General features: G+C 72.7%; 20 protein-coding genes and 1 pseudogene. 10 read left to right on the top strand and 11 right to left on the bottom strand.

Annotated features, from left to right (window positions below):
- Nucleotides 1-39 precede the first annotated feature (39 nt).
- The 4 genes from ACJA3G_RS03255 to ACJA3G_RS03240 all read left to right on the top strand — a co-directional run bounded on the left by ACJA3G_RS03255 (nt 40) and on the right by ACJA3G_RS03240 (nt 3,949).
- Nucleotides 40-486: an SPW repeat protein gene (locus tag ACJA3G_RS03255; RefSeq protein WP_406551320.1), complete on the top strand. Its 447-nt coding sequence runs from the start codon at nt 40-42 to the stop codon at nt 484-486.
- 204 nt (nt 487-690) lie between these two features.
- Complete coding sequence (gene hemC, locus ACJA3G_RS03250) at nt 691-1,626, top strand: hydroxymethylbilane synthase (RefSeq protein WP_406551319.1); 936 nt, start codon at nt 691-693, stop codon at nt 1,624-1,626.
- 196 nt (nt 1,627-1,822) lie between these two features.
- Nucleotides 1,823-3,124 (top strand): radical SAM protein, encoded by a 1,302-nt coding sequence (locus ACJA3G_RS03245; protein WP_406551318.1) that lies wholly within the window; start codon nt 1,823-1,825, stop codon nt 3,122-3,124.
- A gap of 300 nt (nt 3,125-3,424) precedes the next feature.
- On the top strand, nt 3,425-3,949 hold the full coding sequence (locus ACJA3G_RS03240; RefSeq protein ID WP_406551317.1) for an ATP-binding protein: 525 nt from the start codon (nt 3,425-3,427) through the stop codon (nt 3,947-3,949).
- A gap of 31 nt (nt 3,950-3,980) precedes the next feature.
- Here ACJA3G_RS03240 and ACJA3G_RS03235 read toward each other — a convergent pair whose 3' ends face one another.
- A complete protein-coding gene (locus tag ACJA3G_RS03235) occupies nt 3,981-4,187 on the bottom strand; it encodes a hypothetical protein (protein WP_406551316.1) in 207 nt (68 codons plus the stop codon).
- Between the two features lie 401 nt (nt 4,188-4,588).
- Between ACJA3G_RS03235 and ACJA3G_RS03230 the strand changes: the two genes are divergently transcribed.
- The 4 genes from ACJA3G_RS03230 to ACJA3G_RS03215 all read left to right on the top strand — a co-directional run bounded on the left by ACJA3G_RS03230 (nt 4,589) and on the right by ACJA3G_RS03215 (nt 7,153).
- Nucleotides 4,589-5,041, top strand: coding sequence for a subtilase-type protease inhibitor (locus ACJA3G_RS03230; RefSeq protein ID WP_406551315.1), 453 nt, complete (start codon nt 4,589-4,591; stop codon nt 5,039-5,041).
- Between the two features lie 141 nt (nt 5,042-5,182).
- Nucleotides 5,183-6,220 (top strand): PHP domain-containing protein, encoded by a 1,038-nt coding sequence (locus ACJA3G_RS03225; protein WP_406551314.1) that lies wholly within the window; start codon nt 5,183-5,185, stop codon nt 6,218-6,220.
- 111 nt (nt 6,221-6,331) lie between these two features.
- Nucleotides 6,332-6,625, top strand: a complete 294-nt coding sequence (locus ACJA3G_RS03220; protein ID WP_406551313.1) for a hypothetical protein — start codon at nt 6,332-6,334, stop codon at nt 6,623-6,625.
- Nucleotides 6,626-6,790: 165 nt separating this feature from the next.
- Nucleotides 6,791-7,153, top strand: a complete 363-nt coding sequence (locus ACJA3G_RS03215; RefSeq protein ID WP_406551312.1) for a hypothetical protein — start codon at nt 6,791-6,793, stop codon at nt 7,151-7,153.
- A gap of 86 nt (nt 7,154-7,239) precedes the next feature.
- Here ACJA3G_RS03215 and ACJA3G_RS03210 read toward each other — a convergent pair whose 3' ends face one another.
- On the bottom strand, nt 7,240-7,593 hold the full coding sequence (locus tag ACJA3G_RS03210; protein WP_406551311.1) for a nuclear transport factor 2 family protein: 354 nt from the start codon (nt 7,591-7,593) through the stop codon (nt 7,240-7,242).
- Nucleotides 7,594-7,772: 179 nt separating this feature from the next.
- Here ACJA3G_RS03210 and ACJA3G_RS03205 point away from each other — a divergent pair, with 179 nt between their 5' ends.
- Nucleotides 7,773-9,344: an SDR family oxidoreductase gene (locus tag ACJA3G_RS03205; protein ID WP_406551310.1), complete on the top strand. Its 1,572-nt coding sequence runs from the start codon at nt 7,773-7,775 to the stop codon at nt 9,342-9,344.
- Here ACJA3G_RS03205 and ACJA3G_RS03200 read toward each other — a convergent pair.
- From ACJA3G_RS03200 to ACJA3G_RS03175, 6 genes are all read right to left on the bottom strand, one after another.
- Nucleotides 9,295-9,846 carry a DUF2165 domain-containing protein gene (locus ACJA3G_RS03200; RefSeq protein ID WP_406551309.1) on the bottom strand — a complete coding sequence of 184 codons (552 nt, stop codon included), beginning with the start codon at nt 9,844-9,846 and terminating at the stop codon, nt 9,295-9,297. The genes ACJA3G_RS03205 and ACJA3G_RS03200 overlap by 50 nt on opposite strands.
- A 47-nt stretch (nt 9,847-9,893) precedes the next feature.
- Complete coding sequence (locus ACJA3G_RS03195; protein ID WP_406551308.1) at nt 9,894-10,376, bottom strand: hypothetical protein; 483 nt, start codon at nt 10,374-10,376, stop codon at nt 9,894-9,896.
- Between the two features lie 147 nt (nt 10,377-10,523).
- Nucleotides 10,524-11,021 carry a peptidylprolyl isomerase gene (locus ACJA3G_RS03190; RefSeq protein ID WP_406551307.1) on the bottom strand — a complete coding sequence of 166 codons (498 nt, stop codon included), beginning with the start codon at nt 11,019-11,021 and terminating at the stop codon, nt 10,524-10,526.
- Nucleotides 11,022-11,186: 165 nt separating this feature from the next.
- Nucleotides 11,187-11,489 carry a hypothetical protein gene (locus tag ACJA3G_RS03185; RefSeq protein ID WP_406551306.1) on the bottom strand — a complete coding sequence of 101 codons (303 nt, stop codon included), beginning with the start codon at nt 11,487-11,489 and terminating at the stop codon, nt 11,187-11,189.
- Nucleotides 11,490-11,648: 159 nt separating this feature from the next.
- On the bottom strand, nt 11,649-13,820 hold the full coding sequence (locus ACJA3G_RS03180) for a tetratricopeptide repeat protein (protein WP_406551305.1): 2,172 nt from the start codon (nt 13,818-13,820) through the stop codon (nt 11,649-11,651).
- Nucleotides 13,820-14,503: a hypothetical protein gene (locus tag ACJA3G_RS03175; RefSeq protein ID WP_406551304.1), complete on the bottom strand. Its 684-nt coding sequence runs from the start codon at nt 14,501-14,503 to the stop codon at nt 13,820-13,822. Before ACJA3G_RS03175 ends, ACJA3G_RS03180 begins: the two co-directional genes overlap by 1 nt.
- Nucleotides 14,504-14,797: 294 nt before the next feature.
- Between ACJA3G_RS03175 and ACJA3G_RS03170 the strand changes: the two genes are divergently transcribed.
- Entirely contained in the window at nt 14,798-15,553 is a 756-nt protein-coding gene (locus ACJA3G_RS03170; RefSeq protein ID WP_406551303.1) for a S1 family peptidase, read from the top strand.
- Between the two features lie 27 nt (nt 15,554-15,580).
- Here ACJA3G_RS03170 and ACJA3G_RS03165 read toward each other — a convergent pair whose 3' ends face one another.
- The 3 genes and pseudogenes from ACJA3G_RS03165 to ACJA3G_RS03155 all read right to left on the bottom strand — a co-directional run.
- Nucleotides 15,581-16,219, bottom strand: a complete 639-nt coding sequence (locus ACJA3G_RS03165; protein WP_406551302.1) for a maleylpyruvate isomerase N-terminal domain-containing protein — start codon at nt 16,217-16,219, stop codon at nt 15,581-15,583.
- 25 nt (nt 16,220-16,244) lie between these two features.
- Nucleotides 16,245-17,483, bottom strand: a complete 1,239-nt coding sequence (locus ACJA3G_RS03160) for a cytochrome P450 (protein WP_406551301.1) — start codon at nt 17,481-17,483, stop codon at nt 16,245-16,247.
- Nucleotides 17,480-17,672 (bottom strand): annotated as a pseudogene (locus ACJA3G_RS03155) (cupin); the annotation flags it as partial. The gene ACJA3G_RS03160 and the pseudogene ACJA3G_RS03155, both read right to left, overlap by 4 nt.

Below are 17,672 nucleotides of genomic sequence, written 5' to 3'. Positions count from 1 at the left end.
GGCCAAAAGACTTGCAGAGACCAGAAGGAGGCGAGTCACATGGCCGACGTCTCTCACCACCGACCAGGTGACCTTTCAGGACACCCCGACGTACCGGAGATGCGGGACAGGTACGCGGCGATGCTGCAGACGCGAGGGGTCGCGGCGGTCGAGGAACTGGTGATCCTCGCCGGGATCTACGCGGCCATCTCCGGCTGGACCGTGCACTTCTCCAACTCGATGCCGACGCTCGCGCTGACCAACCTGATCGTCGGTATCGCTCTCGCGGTCGTGGGCCTGTGCATGTCCATCGTCCCGGAGCGGTCGCAGGACCTGAACTTCGTGGTCCTGCTGATGGGCGCCTGGCTGATCGTCGCTCCCTGGGTGGTCGGCCGCCACCCCGGCACCGGCGCGGTCCTGAGCAACATCATCACCGGAGCTGCGGTGTGTCTGTTCGCGCTGGTCGCGGGCGGCATGCTGATGAGCAAGAACAAGAGGGCCACCTGATCCACGGCGGCTGCCCGCACAGCCGCCCTTCCCAGGGCCCCCGCCCGCGCGAGCCGCGGCCGGGGGCCCGCCCGCGCCCGGCGGGGTCGGCTTTCCCTATCTGCTGATCGTCCGCGCCCCGCGTCAACCCACCCGGTGGGCAAAGTCCCTGGGGACACAGGGGTGTTGTGCGCGATATCCGGGCGCTGCCCCTATCGTGGACGCATGTCCACCGCCGAGCTGATCCGGATCGTCTCGCGAGACTCGCCCATGGCGCTCGCACAAGTGGAACGCGTACGCGCCGAGCTCGCGGCCCTGCACCCGCGGGTGGCCACCGAGGTCGTCCCGGTCAGGACGACCGGCGACAAGTGGATGGGCGATCTCTCGCTGGTCGAGGGGAAGGGCGCGTTCACCAAGGAGGTGGACGCCGCGCTGCTCGCGGGCGAGGCCGACCTCGCCGTGCACTGCGTCAAGGACGTGCCCGCCGACCGCCCGCTGCCCGCCGGGACCGTCTTCGCCGCCTTCCTCAGGCGCGACGACATCCGGGACGCCCTGATCCACCCGGGCGGCCTCACCCTCGACGAACTCCCCGACGGCACCCGTATCGGCACCTCCTCCGTCCGCCGCGTCGCCCAACTCGCCGCCTCCCACCCCCAGCTGCGCTGCGTCCCCATGCGCGGCAACGCCAACCGCCGCCTGGAGAAGCTGGCCGCGGGCGAGGCGGACGCGCTGCTGCTCGCCGCCGCGGGCCTGGAGCGCATCGGCCGCACCGACGTGATCAGCGAGGTGCTCTCGCCGGAGGTGATGTGCCCGCCGATCGGCGCGGGCATCCTCGCCCTCCAGTGCCGGGAGGGCGACCGCGATCTGATCGACCTGGTGAGCGACCTCGGCGACCCGGACGCCCACCGCGAGGCGACGGCCGAGCGGATGTTCCTGCACGTCCTCCAGGGCCACTGCAACAGCCCGATCGCCGGATACGCGCGAGCCGCCCGCAACGGCGATCTCTCGCTGCGGGCCTGTGTGTTCACCCCCGACGGCAAGACCGTCCTCAACGCCCACGAGTGGGCGGGTCCGCTCGACCCGGCCACCCTCGGCACCTCCGTCGCGGTCACCCTGCTGCGCCAGGGGGCCCGTGAACTGATCGACTCGATCGCCCACTGAGGGCGCCCGGGACACGGTGCCTAAGCCTTTGGACCGAGGGGATTCGCGACCCGGGACCGATCCGGCGAAGATCGCCCCGCCGCTAGCATGACGCCCACTCGCCGGCTTCGTCGTCGATGCCCAGTCCATCGGCGAAGCCGGCGAGAGCATAGGTTCAGTGGGACAGGAAAGCGACTGGACCGGAGGACGCCCGCAGATGCTCAGCCGTACCGATGAGGTCGAATCACTGATGGCCCGGTTCCCGGGAGTGCCCCGGGAAGCCGTGATCAAGGAAGATCTGCTGCGCGGAGGGATGGCCTTCGACGACTCCGCGCTCAGCGACAACGAGTCCGGAGAGGTCAAGCCGAAGTCGTACTTCATCTTCTCCTTCGACCACCGCACCCTGCCGGAGCTGGGCGCGGCGGCGCTGCGCCGCCCCCCGGAGGAGATCGTGCTGACCGGAGGCCCCTACGACCTGCGCCGGACCGTCGTGTCGGTGCGGGTCAACCCGGCGTCGCCGTACCGGGTCGCGGCCGACGAGCACGGCATGCTCGGTCTGTATCTGGACGGCAGGCGGATCTCGGACGTGGGGCTGCCGCCGATGCCGGAGTACTACAAGCACAAGCTGTCCAACGGCAAGTCCGTGATGGAGGTGGCCCCGACGATCCAGTGGGGCTATCTGATCTATCTGACCGTGTTCCGGGTCTGCCAGTACTTCGGCGCCAAGCAGGAGTGCCAGTACTGCGACATCAACCACAACTGGCGCCAGCACAAGGCCGCCGGGCGTCCCTACACGGGCGTCAAGCCGGTCGAGGAGATCCTGGAGGCGCTGGAGATCATCGACCGGTACGACACCGCCAGGGCGTCCACCGCGTACACCCTCACCGGCGGCGCGATCACCTCGCACGTCGGCGGGCGTGACGAGGCCGACTTCTACGGGATGTACGCCAAGGCGATCGAGGAGCGCTTCCCCGGCCGCTGGACCGGCAAGGTCGTCGCCCAGGCCCTTCCCAAGGAGGATGTACAGCGCTTCCACGACTACGGCGTACGGATCTACCACCCCAACTACGAGGTGTGGGACCGGCGGCTGTTCGAGCTGTACTGCCCGGGCAAGGAGGAGTACGTCGGCCGTGACGAGTGGCACCGGCGCATCCTCGACTCGGCGGAGATCTTCGGCCCCCGTCATGTGATCCCGAACTTCGTCGCGGGCGTGGAGATGGCCGAGCCCTTCGGCTTCACCACGGTCGACGAGGCGATCGCCTCCACGGTCGAGGGTCTGCGCTTCTTCATGTCGCGCGGGATCACCCCGCGCTTCACGACCTGGTGCCCCGAGCCGACCACCCCGCTCGGCAAGGCCAACCCGCAGGGCGCGCCGCTGGAGTACCACATCCGCCTGCTGGAGGCGTACCGGGCGACGATGGACGAGTACGGCCTGACCTCCCCGCCCGGCTACGGGCCCGCCGGGCCGGGGAACGCGGTGTTCTCCGTGAGCTCCTTCATGGACAGCCTGCCGGTCTAGGTCGGCGGCACTCCCAGCATGGTTTATGATTCATCTATATGCGGGCCGCGCTGAGGCGCCGGTTCACCCGCCCCATGTACGAGCCCCGGCAGGTCTCCCCCGTCCTGCCGGGGCTCTTTTTTCTGCCCTGACCAGGCGTCGAGCGGTATCGATCGGCCGCCTGTGTTGCGCGTTCACCCGGTTGGGGTCACGCTGATTGCGTTCGCTCTGTATCTGAGTGACTACTTACCGCTTTCTCGGGGCTGTCATGTCAAAGCGGCAGCAGCCGGTCCGCCGGCCGTCCTGATGAGGAGCGCAGTCGTGGGCGTGGTCGTGGAAGTCAACCGTCAGTACACCCTGGACCTGGAGGCGGCCCCCGAGCGGGTGCCGCAGATCCGCCGGATCGTCGCCGCACACCTTCGGTACTGGAAGCTCGAGTGCCTGATCCAGCCGGTCAGCCTCGGGGTGTGCGAGCTGCTCACCAACGTGTTCCGGCACGCCGAGGGCGACAAGAAGTGCACGCTCGAACTGCGCTGGACCGGCCGCCGGCTCACCGCGGCCGTCCTCGACCGTGACCCGCGGCTGCCGGTCCTCGGTGGCGGCGAGCCGCTTGAGGCCCGCGGCCGGGGCCTGGCCATGGTGGCCTCGCTCAGCGACAGCTGGGGCACCCACGGCACGGACGGCGGCAAGGTCGTCTGGTTCACGCTGCGGGCCGAGGCGCCCGACGCCCAGGCCCTGGTCCGGGTGCGCCCGCTGCCCGCGCTGGCGGCGGCCCAGCGCGCGCCCGCCGCGGTGACGCGCCGCCCGCCGGTCCCGCTGGAGCGCGAGCCGCACCTGTGCGGATAGCACGACGGCGGTACGGCCCCGGCGCCCTGTTTCACGGCACTTCGCGCAGGAACAGGGCGCCGCAGGTGTGACAGAACGGCCGCGCCTGCGCGGTGCCCCAGGCGTCGGACGGCAACTGGGGCCTGCTCATGTCGAGGGCGCGCCCGCACATGGACACCTCCTGGCCGGCACGGACCATGTGCCACTCCTTGAGCGTGTCGTCGGGTGCGGTCATCTCGGCGACGATGCGGTGTTCCATCGTGTGCTGCTCCTTCGTGGGGCCCGTGGGTGCCGGGCGCGGGGAGCGCGGCACCGCCCCCACTCTGACGCCCACCCCGGGAGCGCGCACGTCCGGCGGCGCCACACGGGCACCGCCCGGAGGCCGGGGGGTGGCCCGTCCATGAATTCCCAGGGAAACCTTACTATTCAAGATTCAATGTTCTAGTTGCTTTAGAAAGCCAAGCAGAGGCGGCTTTGCGCCTTCTTCTCCATAGGCGCCCATCAGCCCGGCCCGCCGTCCCGGCGTCCCTGGCCTGCAACTTCACGCAATCGGAGCGTGGCGGAGTGTGACCAGATCCGTATACGACGCGCTGCGGCACCCCGGGACCTGGACAAGACTCGCCCTCGTTCATCCGTCCCTGAATGACAGGAGTGTTCGATATGCGTAAGACGCTTGGGCGTACGACTCTGGTGGCCGCGCTGGCTCTGGCCGGCGCCGCGGTCGCCGTACCGGGTGCGGCCGGCGCCGATCAGCATGACACCCCGGGTGCCGCGATGAGCCTCTACGCGCCCTCCGCGCTCGTCCTGACCGTGGCGCCCGGCACCGGTGACGACGGTGCCTCCGTGCTGCGCGCGGTCACGCTCAGCTGCGCGCCCACCCCCTCCGGCACGCATCCGGCGGCCAAGGGGGCCTGCCAGGAGCTCCGGCACAACCAGGGGAACTTCGCCGCGATCACGGCCGGCCCGCCGGCCGGGGTGATGTGTACCAAGGAGTGGAAGCCGACCACGGTCACGGCCGAGGGCGTGTGGGAGGGCCAGCGCGTCTCGTACAAGTACACCTTCGGCAATCCCTGCCTCAAGCAGGCGAGCCAGGGCATCGTGTTCGACTTCTGACCGAGCGGCTCCCGTAACACTTCGGTACGGACGGCGGGGCACCCCCGAGGGGGTGCCCCGCTTCGTGCCGCCGCCCCGGCGCCCGCGCGGAGTGCGCCGGGCGGGACGGCGGCGGACAATGGGGGACGGTCGGAGGTGGCGATGGACCCGGTGACGGCGTTGCGGCGGATCGCGTTCCTGCTGGAGCGCACCCAGGCCCCCACATACCGCGTCAAGGCGTTCCGTACGGCCGCCGACGTGATCGCGGACATGGCGGACGGCGAGCTCGCGAAGCGGGCCGCGGCCGGGTCGCTGGAGTCCGTGCGGGGGATCGGCCCCAAGACCGCCAAGGTGGTGCTGGAGGCCCTGGCGGGCGACCGGCCCGGGTATCTGCGCCGGCTGGAGGAGGAAGGCGCCTCCGCGCCGCTGGCCGAGGGCGGCCAGGAGCTGCGCGCGGCCCTGCGCGGCGACTGCCACCTCCACTCCGACTGGTCCGACGGCGGCAGCCCCATCGAGGAGATGGGGTGGGCTGCGGCCGGGATCGGCCATGAGTGGGCGGTGCTCACCGACCACTCGCCCCGGCTGACCGTCGCCAACGGGCTCTCCCCGGAACGGCTGCGCAGACAGCTGGAGGTGGTGGCCGCGGTGAACGAGCGGTGGGCCCCCTTCCGGCTGCTCACCGGCATCGAGTGCGACATCCTGGAGGACGGCTCGCTCGACCAGGAGGAGGAGCTCCTGGAACAGCTCGACGTCGTCGTGGTGTCGGTCCACTCCAAGCTGCGCATGGACGCCGCCGCGATGACCCGCCGTATGGTCGCGGCGGTGCGCAACCCGCACGCCGACGTGCTGGGGCACTGCACGGGCCGGCTGGTCACCGGCGGCCGGGGCAAGCGGCCGGAGTCGGAGTTCGACGCGGACGAGGTCTTCGCCGCGTGCGCCGAGTCGGGCACGGCGGTCGAGATCAACAGCCGCCCCGAGCGCCTGGATCCGCCCCGCAGGCTGCTGCGGCGGGCGGTCGACGCGGGTGTGCTGTTCTCCATCGACACCGACGCGCACGCCCCCGGCCAACTGGACTGGCAGGTCTTCGGCTGCGTCCGGGCGCAGGAGTGCGGGGTCCCGGCCGAGCGGGTCGTCACGACGTGGACGCGCGAGGAACTGCTGACGTGGACGCGGGAGGGCCGGACACCCGCGCCCGGGTGACCCGTGGGGCCGCGCGCCGCACCGGCCCCGTCCGCGGCCGGTGACATCGTCTTCTCGGGTGAGCCGGCCGGGTGGCCGTGTCCATCGGTGGCGTCGGCCGGTTGTCAGGGCGTGATCTCAACACGACGTATCGCCACAGTCCTCGCCCTCGCCGCCGGAGTCACGGGCCTCGGCGCCTCCGCGGCGAGCGCCGCGGGCCCCGCCGGAATCCAGCCCGCCGGCGTCTCGCCGATCGCCGCGCTCGACAGCCTCGTGAACAGCTCCGTCCCGGCGCAGGAGCGGGACCGGATTCCCCATGTGGGGCCGCAGCTCGCCCAGTTGAACAAGTTGAACGACCTCAACCAGCTGCACCAGGTCACCGACCCGGTCGCACCGGTCATGGGCCTGCTGCCGGGCCTGGGGTAAGGCGCGCGACGCGCGGAGGGCCGAAGAACGGCCGAATATGTGTTTGCCCCCAGGGCCGAAAGGTGGCTGTCCGCGGGGCGCACGTGCCGGTAGGAATTGCTCAGCGCAAGTGACCGGACGCCGACGTGGTCGGCGTTCCCCGCTGCACTGACGAGGAGACCGCCCGTGATACGGACCCGTTTCGCCTGTCTCGCCCTTCTCGCCGCCGCGGCCGGCGTCGCCGGGACGACCCCCGCCAACGCCGCGCCCGGTGACACCCTGAACATGTGCGCCTCGACGCTCACCCCGACCGGGTGGGTGGACACCCAGTGGTGGAACAGCGCGGGCTGCGGATCGGGCTTCAGCCCGAACAGCAAGCGGATCATGCAGCTCACGGGCTACCCGGTCGGCACCAGGGTCAACGCCTGCGCGTCCACGTATCCGCCCGCGGGCTGGACCATCACCAGCACGTTCTACAACAGCGCCTGCCGCTACTCGGTGGTCCCGAGCTTCGACCCCAACGCCTGGACCATCGTCAGAACGAACTGAGCCACCCGTACGGAACGGGGCGCCCCGCACTCCTGCGGCCGGGCGCCCCGTTCCGCGCTCCCGCGCACCGGGCCGCAGGCGGCGGACTACTCGTCCCAGGCCTGCACCACGGTCTGGTCGACGATCTTGCCTTCCTTGAGCGACATCATCGAGTTGGCCAGCACCCGCACGCCGTCGGGGTACTCGCAGGACTCCGTGTACGCGACGGTGTCGCCCTGGACCACGCACTGCTCCATCTTGTGCGTCATGTCCCGGCCGTAGACGTCGTCGAGCATCCGGGAGATCTCGCCCTGGCCGTGCATGACCATCGGGCGGCTCGGCTGGCTGTTGCGGTCGACGACGCGGACCTCCGCGTCGTCCGCGTAGAGCGACAGCAAGGCCTTCGCGTCGTGGCCCTCGATGCCGCGGCGCAGTGTCTCCGTGTCGAAGGCGGTGCCCATGATGACCTCCTCCAGAAGGTCGCGGCCCGCGCCTGGTGGGCCGCGAGGGGCCTACGCTTCGAGCGTCCTCCGCCGGGGCGCCCGGGGCAAACCGTGCGGCCGGAAATGGTGTCGTGCCGCGCGGAAACGCCCCCCGCGGGAGATCGTGGGCGCAGACCACGGTGAGCGGCGGAGGCGGTATGAAGAGCGACGACGGCCCGGAACTCGTCCTGGTGACCGGCGCGACGGGCTACATCGGCGGCCGGCTGGTGGCCGAGCTCCTCGACGCCGGGTACCGGGTGCGGTGTCTGGCCCGTACCCCGCACAAGCTGCGCGACCACCCGTGGGCCGGACGCGTGGAGACCGTACGGGGCGATGTCACGGACGCCGAGTCCGTCGGGGCGGCGCTGCGGGGCGTGGACGTGGCGTACTACCTGGTGCACTCGCTCGGCACCGGGCGGGGCTTCGAGGCCACCGACCGCTCGGCCGCCCGGATCTTCGCCGAGCAGGCCGCGGCGGCCGGGGTCCGGCGCGTCGTCTACCTCGGCGGCCTCATCCCCGCGGGCGTGCCGCAGCGCGAGCTCTCGCCGCATCTGCGCTCGCGCGCCGAGGTGGGCGACATCCTCCTCGGCTCCGGCGTGCCCACGGCCGTGCTGCGCGCCGCCGTCATCATCGGCTCCGGGTCGGCCTCGTTCGAGATCCTGCGCCATCTTACCGAGCGGCTCCCGGTGATGATCACCCCGAGCTGGCTGGGCAACCGGGTCCAGCCGATCGCCGTACGGGACGTGCTGCGCTATCTCGTCGGGAGCGCCCGGCTGCCCGCCGACGTCAACCGGACTTTCGACATCGGCGGCCCCGACGTCTTCAGCTACGAGCAGATGATGCGCCGGTACGCGGCGGTCGCCGGGCTGCCCCACCGGCTGATCCTGCGGGTCCCGATGCTGCCGCCCCGGCTCTCCAGCGAGTGGATCGGCCTGGTCACCCCGGTCCCCAGCAGTCTGGCGCGGCCCCTCGCGGAGTCCCTGCGCCACGAGGTGGTCTGCCACGAGCACGACATCGCGCGGTACGTGCCCGACCCGCCCGGCACGCCCATCGGCTTCGACGAGGCGATCGCGCTCGCCCTGGGGCGGATCAAAGAGGCCAACGTCGTCACCCGCTGGTCCTCGGCCGCGCTCCCCGGTGCCCCCAGCGACCCGCTGCCCACCGACCCGGACTGGGCGGGCGGCAGCCTCTACACCGACTGCCGCGAGCGCGTGGTGGACGCCTCGCCGGAGGCGCTGTGGCGGGTCATCGAGGGCATCGGCGGCGAGAACGGCTGGTACTCCTTCCCGCTCGCCTGGGCCGTACGCGGCTGGCTGGACCGGCTGTCCGGCGGCGCCGGGCTGCGCCGGGGACGCCGTGACGCGGCACGGCTGCGGGTCGGGGACTCACTGGACTTCTGGCGCGTGGAGGAGATCACCCGCCCGCGTCTGCTGCGGCTGCGGGCCGAGATGCGGCTGCCGGGGCTCGCCTGGCTGGAGATGTACGCCGAGCGCGAGCCCGACGGCCGCACCCGCTACCGCCAGCGCGCCCTGTTCCATCCGCACGGCCTGCTGGGACACGCGTACTGGTGGAGCGTGTCGCCGTTCCACGCCGTGGTCTTCGGCGGCATGGCGCGCAACATCACCCGCGCGGCGACGCGCGCGGAAGGGGCACCGGAGCGGCCGACGGCGGCGGCCCGCTTCAGACGTCCCGCTGCTCGACACCGGGGAGATGGACGACGAGCAGGGTGACCGCGGCGAGCAGGAAGTCGCGGGTCGCCGCCTCCAGCCCGTTCCACGTCTTGGACTGCCACATCGCGAACCACTCGCCCCCGACCGCGATGAACCCGGCGCCGAAGAGCAGCAGCACCATCAGCAGCCCCACCGTGCTCAGCCGACGCGCCCGGGCGAAGCTCCCACCGGCCCGCAGCGCCCGCGCCCACACCGCGCCCGCCGCCACCAGCACCAGCGCGGCGACCGTCTCCCACGCGATGATCAGTACGTAGGCGATGTCCTGGAGCGTGGTGGAGTCGATCGCCCGCCAGGTCAGGTCGGGGTCCTTGAAGGTGGTGTCCATGGCCAGGACATGGTGGACGAAGGCGCGGTTGGTGTCGAAGTCGGTGATGTTCCCGAACGCCACCAGCGCCATGTAGAGGGCGACGGTCGCGGTGAGCAGGGCCGCGGTCAGGGCCAGCACGGGGAGCGCGCCCGCCCGGCGGCGCAGCGAGGGCCTGGAGGAGGGCCTTGGGGTCATGCCCGACTCTCCCCGGCGGTGCCACGGGTGAAACGCGCGATGCGGGATCAGCCGGTGGCGGGACGGTCCGCGATCGAGGTGATCATGAGGTCACCGGGCCGGACCGTGTACAGGACGTCCGCCGTGGTGCCGTCGCCCCACTTCTGGGTGACGACGACGCCCGAGGTGCCCGGACCGGCGGGCCTGAACGTCCAGGACGAGGGGGCGTTCGGGGCGCGGAACACCGGGTCCTGGGCGGGGTGGGCAGCCGCCCACGTCTTCAGCGCCCGGTTCAGCTCCGGGGTGAGGAACGTCTTGCGCACCTCCTCCGGGGTGGCGTCCTCGGTGGTGCTCATACGCGCCCTGAGATAGGCGGTGAGGAACGCCTCGACCTGGTCCTGCGCGGCGAGGGCGGAAGCCGGCGCGCTCGCGACGGCAGCGACGGGGTCGGGGCCGGGACCGGCGGCGACGGCGGACCCGGCGCCCAGCAGGCCGAGCAGCGCGGCGGCCGTCGCGACACCGGGGGCGTGGAATCGCTTACGACTGGTCATGTCGTCGAGTCAAACACCGATCGCGCTGGACGCGGGATCGGGATCGCCCACTCGGGTGGCGCGCCGCGCCGCCGGGCGCCGAGGGGCGCACGCGGAACGTGTGCCCCTCGGACCGCCGTCGGCGGTCGGCGGACGGAAGGGGGACCGTCAGAGCTGGCCGGACGCGGCGATGGTGATCTTCGCCTTGGTCTTGCCGCTCTGCGAGCCGAGGCTCTCGATCCTCTTCACGAGCTTCATGCCGTCCTCGTCCGCGACCTCGCCGAAGACAACGTGCTTGTTGTCCAGCCAGCCGGTGACGATGGTGGTGATGAAGAACTGCGAGCCGTTGCTGTTCGGGCCGGCGTTGGCCATGGACAGCAGGCCCGGGCGGTCGTGCTTGAGGGTGAAGTTCTCGTCGGCGAACTTCTCGCCGTAGATGCTCTTGCCACCGGTGCCGTCGCCGCGGGTGAAGTCGCCGCCCTGGAGCATGAACTCGGGGATCACGCGGTGGAAGGAGGAACCGGCGTAGCCGAAGCCCTTCTCGCCCGTGGCGAGCGCGCGGAAGTTCTCCGCGGTCTTGGGGACCACGTCGTCGAACAGGTTGAAGTTGATCCGCCCGGCGGGCTCGTCGTTGATGGTGATGTCGAAGTAGACCTTGGTCGTCATGCCCCCCATCCTGACATCCCGTCCGGCGTACCCGCTCTCCGGGCACCCTCGCGGGGGCTCGCACGGCGGTACGGGCGGGGTGACGGCCCAGGTCGGAGGGGGTGCCGGGGCCGGACACGGCACCTGTGGGCGGCTGTGGGCGTCACTCGCGGGCGGCCGTGCGCGTCAGCCGTCGGCGTTGGCCTCCAGGCAGGTGAGCTCCATCTCGTCGAGGTAGGCCTCGTGCGTCTTGCCGCTCAGACGCGCGTTCGACTCGATACCGACCGCCGTCCACCCGGCCATACTCATCACCAGCACCCGCAGTCCGTCGGGGCCGTGTCTGGCCAGCACCCGGTCGGCCGCTTTCAGGGCCTCCTCGGGCACGCGTTCGGCGGGTTCGATACCGACGACCGTACGCAGCAGATCGATCGTGGTGCGGGTGATCTCCGGCGCGATGGCCCGCAGCCGCCGCTCCTCGTCCTTGTCCACACGCCCCTCCTCACCGGGTGCACAGCGGAACGGTAGGGCTATGCCCCACGGCCCGGAAGGGCAAGCCAACTCACCGCCCGGGCGGTTGGATTGAGCCGGTTCCGCCGCGGGTCGGTGCGGTCCGGGCGGGAGCCCGGTGCCGACGGCCGGCCGACGCCCCTACCCCCGACCCAGACGCGCGCGGAGGTCCCGCACCTGGCCGTAGGCCTCCTCGTACGCCGCCGGATCAAGGCCGTACAGCCGCTCGTACGCCTCGACCGCCAGCGCGCACGCCGCCAGCGCGTCCGGGTTGCCGGGGCGCGTGTCGTCGTACAGCCCGCCCGCGAGCCGCTGCAGCGCGTCCGCGGCCGTCGCCAGCCGGTCCACCGGCGTCCGCTCGTCCTCGACGGCGATCCGCAGCCAGGACAGACACCCGTCGAGGTCGTCGTGGTCGTTCATCGCCACCTGCGCGACCCGCAGTACCCCCTCGATGTGTCCGGCCCGCGCCGCGGCGGTCCACCACCGCTCGGCCCCGGCCCGGTCGCCCTTCTCGTCGAGCAGACAGGCCAGTTCGTACGCGCACAGCGCCTCGCCCGAGTCGCCGGTCCCGCCCAGCCTGTGGCGCAGACCGCCCCCGGTGGACTGCTCCGGGGCGGCGGTGAGCCGTTCGGCGGCCTGCCGCCACCAGTGCTCGGCCTCGTCGGTGCGCTCGGCCCGGGCCAGCAGCATGCCGTAGTAGTACGCCCCCCGGCCGTGCCCCCGCTCGGCGGCCTCGCGCCACCAGCGCTCGGCCGCCACGAGATCCCCGGCCCGGTGCCGCAGGAAGCCGGCGTGGACAGCGGCTTCGTCGCTGCCCTCACCGGCCGCGCGGAGCCACAGCTCCTCCGCCTCGGCGGTGCGCCCCTGGCGGTTGAGCAGGGCCGCCAGGTTCTGTGCCGCGTTGGGCCGCCCGTTGGCGGCGGCGAGCCGCCACAGCGTCTCGGCCTGCTCGGTGTCCCCGCGTTCGGCCACCAGCGCGGCGAGGCCGTCGGCCGCCGCCCAGTCGCCCTCGTCCATGCCCCGCCGGTACCACCGTTCGGCCTCGTCGTTCCGGCCGTCCTGGAGCGCCACCAGACCGAGGTTGTTGTAGGCGGTCCCGATCCGGCGCTCGGCCGCCAGCTCGTACCAGTGCCGCGCGCCCGCGAGGTCGCCCTGTCCGTGCAGCAACCGGCCGAGGGCCAGCGCGGCTTGGCCGCTGCCCGCCGCGGCGGCTGCCCGGTAGGAGTCCGCCGCCTCACGCGGCCGGCCGGCCGCCAGCTGCCGGTCGCCCGTCTCGCGACGGCGCAGGCCCTCGCCGGTCTCCGGGTCCGGACCGGTGCGCGAGGGGCCGCGCAGGACACCGGTGCCGTCGGCGGTGGCATGCGCCACGACCGCGAAGGCGCTCTGCGACAGACCCTCCTGACCCGGCGCGCCGTCGCGGACGGCCGGGTCCCAGTGGTCGGGGAAGAACTGCTGGACGGAGGCCTCGGTCGGGGCTCCGCCGCCCGGGTGGTGGGTCGAGAGGCCGGACGTGGCGGTGACGGTCAGCTCCCAACTCGGGTTGTCGGTACGGCCGTCGCGCTCGATCGCGGCGTCGAGCCGCCAGTGCACCCAGGCGCCGGAGCCGGTGACGGGCGCGAGGACGAGCGTGGCGCTCCCGCCTCCGGGGACGGTGAGCGGCAGCGCGGGCGCGCCCTCGTCGACGGGGCGGACGGCCGCCGGGCCGTCGTCGAGCAGCACCTCGAAGTCCGGCCGCCGCAACGGCTCGAACGCCTCGACGGACCGCTGGACGGACTCCAGCAGATCGGGGCTGAGCACCATGTCCGGCACCCGCCGGTGGGCCACGCTGACGCCGTCCGCCACGAGCGAGGCGTGCTGGGTGACCCGGGCCTCCAGACGGACGAGAGTGACGTCCGACGGGCCGTCCGCGGTCAGCGACAGCACCAGGTTGTGGCCGGTGAGCGGGATGAACACGGCCTCGGAGCCGGCCCCCGAACCGGGTGGCCCGATCACCGCGAGATGGCTGCGGGTCGTCACCCTCAGCGTGTACGGCACGTCCTCGGGCAGCCCGGTCACGGGCACGTCCCGTACGGGCCGCTGCATCGCGTACATCGCGGAGCCGGTCGCGTCGGGCGGGGGAGGGGTCGGGGCGGCGGCGCGCTTCGGGGACGGCGTGCGCCGCGCGGCCAGAGTCCCCGACAAGGCGGCGACCGCGAGGACGGCCGCCCACGCGGGCCAGGCGTCCGTGCCGCCCGCGAGCAGGACCGCGCCGCCCAGCACGAGCGGGACGAGGGTGGCGAGGGCCGCGCCGCGCGGCGCGGGGTCCCGTGCCATCAGCGGGCCGGACGGGGATGGCGGGCGGCGGTGCGGAACGGACGGCCCCCGAGGTCCACCCGTACGCTTCCGGTCCGGCCCCCGCAGGACCAGTCGAGCCACAGCACCCACGCCACGTCCCCGGCCTCGGTCCTCACCTCCAGGTCGAACACCTCCACCGCGTCCTGGGACACCTGGTACGGGAAGTCGCTGCCGGAGAGCGGGCGTACCCGCGGCGGGTCCGCGTCGAGCAGCACCTCGAAGCGCCGAGGCGGGATCTCGGCGGCGTGCCGGGAGAGGTCCCCGCGGCGGTCCGCGCGCGAGAGCACCTCGACGCGCAGCTCGGTGAGCACCACGGGTAAGGACCCGGCGCCGGTCGCGACCAACTGGAGGGTGTGGCCGCTCGCCGGGATCTCGACGACCCGGCCGCCCTCCTCCAGCGCCACGTAGTCCTGGTTCCTGATCCGCGCGGTGACGTGGACGGGGACCGCCGTGCCGGAGTCCTCCCGCGCCCTGCGCCGCGCCAGCCGGTCGCTGACCCGGCGGGGCAGGTCCTGGCTCAGATACGCGGCGGTGGCCGCCGCCACCACCCCGCCCGACCACGACAGCACTCCGCCCGGCGCCCGGACCAGGACCGCGCCGACCGCGGCTGCCCCCACGCCGCCGACCAGCCAGGCACGACCGCGCCCCCCACGTCTCGCCATCGCACCCCGTCCCGGACACCGCCTGCGGATTCGCCCGCACACCGTATCGGTGGAGCGATCACCTTGTCAGACAGTCGGAACTTCCTGCCGGGTTGGGCCGGAAGGAGAGGGGCCGAGGGCTTGAGCGTCCCAGGCCGGTGTTCCAGGGACCGGCATATTCCCAGGTCAGAGCCGTGAGAACGTTCCGGCGTCCCCAACTCGCCGCCAGGGCTGGCGGCTGGGACGGGCGGGCCGGGAGTGTGTGGCCGCGGGGCCCACCGGCCCCGTCCACTGTCTGACGAATGCGAGAACACCATGTCGAAGAAGACGCGCCGGGCCGCCGTGGGAACGGTCCTGGCCGCCGCCGCCCTGGTGGCGGCCGGCGCCGTCCCGGCCTCCGCCGTGCACGGGGGCAGGACCGCCGGGGGGACGCCCTCGTTCGCCGTGGTCCTGGAGAACCCCGACGGCTCCCAGTGGTGCGGCGGCACGCTGATCGCGCCGGACAAGGTCCTGACCGCGGGGCACTGCCTGGCGAACGCGGCGGACCCCGGGGCCCTGCTGGTGGTCGGCGGCCGGGCGGACCTGTCCTCCACCGGCGGCCGGGTGCGCCACGTCGCCGCGTTCCGGGTCGCCCCCGGCTTCAACTGGAACCTGGACCACGACGCGGCCCTGGTCACGCTGGACAAGCCCCTCCCCTACAAGCCGCTGCCGCCGGCGAAGAAGCAGGACACCGCGCTGTACCGCGACGGCCGGACGGCCACCGTGTACGGGTGGGGGATGACCGGCCCGAAGGTCCTCGGCACCAAGCTCAAGCAGGCCACGCTCCGGCTCGCCCCGCAGGCGTCCTGCGCCCCGTACACCGAACCCGCCGACACCCGCGACCTCCGCGTCTGCGGCCTGCCGCGCACCGGCACCACCGACAGCATCTGCCCGGGCGACTCGGGCGGACCGCTGGTCGCGGACGGCAAGCTGATCGGTATCGTCTCGACCGGCAACAAGTACTGCGACACCCAGCACCCGGTCTCGGTGTTCACCAAGGTGAGCACCGTGGCAGCGGAGCTCGGCCTGTAGCCGCCCCGGGCCGAGGCCCGGCCGGCTTCAGAAGGCGGCGATCGTCCGGGGTGCCCGCTCCGCCCGGCTGAGCGCGCGCAGCACCGCCGTCGGACCGTGGCGGCGCACGGCCAGACGCGCGAGCAGATCGACGACGCCTTCCACCGCGCTCGGCGCCCAGGGCGGCGTCGGAATGCCCGCGCTCACCGCCAGGTCGTCGCCGTGCACCGCGATCTCCATGGTCCGGGTGGTCAGGAAGTCGTCGAGCAGCAGCGACCACGGCCCCCAGAGGGGGATGCGGACGGGGCGGTTCTCCACCGAGGCCAGGGTGACGGTCAGGTCGGCGACGGCCGCGGCCACCCGGTCGGCCAGCACCTTCGCCCCGTCGGCCGCGGCGCTCTCGCCGCCGCGCCGGATCCGTACGCTGATCTCGTCGTCGAGCTCCGCCCCGATCCACTCCACCCGTTCGTAGTGGCCGAGCAGCGGGACCACTTGCTCGGCCGGTACGGGATCGGCCAGCGCGGGCGGGATCGACAGGACCTGGTAGGCGAGATGGCCCGCCAGACCGGCCACGGTGAACTCGGCCAGCGCGCTCGGACCGGACCAGGCGGCGGCCACGGCCGGGTCGCGCAGCAGGCCGGGGACCGAGCCCGCCAGGGCCAGGAAGTCGTGCCGCGGTGAGGTCATCCCCGTACGATCCCGCCCGCGGCCCTCACCACGCAAGCGGCAGCGCCTCCGGGCCCCGGTTGATCGAGCCGCGGCGCCAGCGCACCTCCTCGGGCGCGACCGCCAGCCGCAGACCGGGGGCCCTGCGCAGCAGCGTGGACAGGATCACCTCCAGCTGCATCCGGGTCAGCGCGGCCCCCAGGCAGTAGTGCGCCCCGTGCCCGAAGGCGAGGTTGGGGGACTCGTCGCGGGTCAGCTCCAGGCGGTCCGGGTCGGAATAGACCTCCGGGTCGCGGTCGGCGGCCAGATACGAGACGTAGACGGCCTCCCCGGCGCGGATGAGCACATCGCCCACCGGGACGTCCTCGGTGGCGATCCGGGGCAGCCCCACGCCGTTGCGCTGCGGGATGAACCGCAGCAACTCCTCGATGGCGGTGGGCAGCAGCCCGGGTTCGGCCCTCAGCCGCGCAAGCTGCTCGGGGTGGGTGAGCAGCGTGTAGACCATCGTGGAGCACTGGTTGCGGACCTGGTCGAGGGCGTTGAGGACGATCATCACGGCCAGTGAGATCAGCTCCGGACGGCTGAGCGCGCCCTCGGCCTGCGCCAGCGACAGCTCGCTGAACAGGTCGTCGCCCGGGTGTTCGAGGCGATGGTCCGCCAGCGTCCTGAAGTATCCGGCGATCTCGGCCTTGACCGCGTTGCTCTCCTCCAGCGAGTGGTCGCTGGAGAGGATGACACCCCGCCAGGCCTGGAGCCGGCCGAGGTCGGCCTCCGGCACCCCGAGCAGCTTCCCGATCACCTGTTCCGGCATGGGCCCGGTCACGTACTCGGTGAGGTCGGCGGGTGCCCCCCGGCTCAGCATCTCCCCGACCAGCCGCTCCGCGATCGCCTCCGCCTCCACCTTGAGGACCGCGACCCGCTTGCGGTTGAAGGTCTGGGCGAGGAGCCGCCGCAGCCGGGTGTGGTCGGGCGGATCGGTACGGCCGATGCCGCCGACGGGGGCGACGACGTGCGGGGTCATGCTGGTCACCGGCCGGTCGACGGTCAGCGCCCGGCTGAACCGCGGGTCCGAGGTGACCTCCTTGACGTCCTGATAGCGGGTCACCAGCCAGGCGTTGCCCTCCCCGAACCGCATCCGTACCAGGGCGACGGGCTCCTCGCGCAGCAGCCGGTGCAGCAGCGGATCGAACTCCAGCTCCTCCAGGTGCTCCACCGGCCAGAAGTGCTCGACGGCCTCCGCGGAGGTGCGCCGGCTCAGCTCTTCGGTGGCGATGTCCTCGCTCATGACGTCACCCCCGCGCCCGCCGTCGGGGCCTGGACGGCAGGCGAGTGCCGCAGCGGGGTCAGCTGCTCGATGTCGTACCGCACGCGCAGCTCCTCCACGGCCGCCGGGTCGACCCCGCCCCCGTCGGCGAGGAGCTCCAGCAGCTCCTCGAAGTAGCGCTCGTGGTCGGGGGGAGGGGATGCCTGGAAG

The organism is Streptomyces sp. YS-3 (genome assembly GCF_045257485.1).
Classification (GTDB): Bacteria; Actinomycetota; Actinomycetes; order Streptomycetales; family Streptomycetaceae; genus Streptomyces.
Note: the sequence above shows the minus strand (reverse complement) of the source record. Positions and strands in the feature narration are given on the sequence as shown.

What these genes read in the sequence shown, in the direction of transcription:
- ACJA3G_RS03255 (WP_406551320.1), top strand. Translation starts at nt 40, where the DNA reads ATGGCCGACGTCTCTCACCACCGACCAGGTGACCTTTCAGGACACCCC.
- hemC (WP_406551319.1), top strand. Translation starts at nt 691, where the DNA reads ATGTCCACCGCCGAGCTGATCCGGATCGTCTCGCGAGACTCGCCCATG.
- ACJA3G_RS03245 (WP_406551318.1), top strand. Translation starts at nt 1,823, where the DNA reads ATGCTCAGCCGTACCGATGAGGTCGAATCACTGATGGCCCGGTTCCCG.
- ACJA3G_RS03235 (WP_406551316.1), bottom strand. Translation starts at nt 4,187, where the DNA reads ATGGAACACCGCATCGTCGCCGAGATGACCGCACCCGACGACACGCTC.
- ACJA3G_RS03230 (WP_406551315.1), top strand. Translation starts at nt 4,589, where the DNA reads ATGCGTAAGACGCTTGGGCGTACGACTCTGGTGGCCGCGCTGGCTCTG.
- ACJA3G_RS03225 (WP_406551314.1), top strand. Translation starts at nt 5,183, where the DNA reads ATGGACCCGGTGACGGCGTTGCGGCGGATCGCGTTCCTGCTGGAGCGC.
- ACJA3G_RS03210 (WP_406551311.1), bottom strand. Translation starts at nt 7,593, where the DNA reads ATGGGCACCGCCTTCGACACGGAGACACTGCGCCGCGGCATCGAGGGC.
- ACJA3G_RS03205 (WP_406551310.1), top strand. Translation starts at nt 7,773, where the DNA reads ATGAAGAGCGACGACGGCCCGGAACTCGTCCTGGTGACCGGCGCGACG.
- ACJA3G_RS03200 (WP_406551309.1), bottom strand. Translation starts at nt 9,846, where the DNA reads ATGACCCCAAGGCCCTCCTCCAGGCCCTCGCTGCGCCGCCGGGCGGGC.
- ACJA3G_RS03195 (WP_406551308.1), bottom strand. Translation starts at nt 10,376, where the DNA reads ATGACCAGTCGTAAGCGATTCCACGCCCCCGGTGTCGCGACGGCCGCC.
- ACJA3G_RS03190 (WP_406551307.1), bottom strand. Translation starts at nt 11,021, where the DNA reads ATGACGACCAAGGTCTACTTCGACATCACCATCAACGACGAGCCCGCC.
- ACJA3G_RS03180 (WP_406551305.1), bottom strand. Translation starts at nt 13,820, where the DNA reads ATGGCACGGGACCCCGCGCCGCGCGGCGCGGCCCTCGCCACCCTCGTC.
- ACJA3G_RS03175 (WP_406551304.1), bottom strand. Translation starts at nt 14,503, where the DNA reads ATGGCGAGACGTGGGGGGCGCGGTCGTGCCTGGCTGGTCGGCGGCGTG.
- ACJA3G_RS03170 (WP_406551303.1), top strand. Translation starts at nt 14,798, where the DNA reads ATGTCGAAGAAGACGCGCCGGGCCGCCGTGGGAACGGTCCTGGCCGCC.
- ACJA3G_RS03165 (WP_406551302.1), bottom strand. Translation starts at nt 16,219, where the DNA reads ATGACCTCACCGCGGCACGACTTCCTGGCCCTGGCGGGCTCGGTCCCC.
- ACJA3G_RS03160 (WP_406551301.1), bottom strand. Translation starts at nt 17,483, where the DNA reads ATGAGCGAGGACATCGCCACCGAAGAGCTGAGCCGGCGCACCTCCGCG.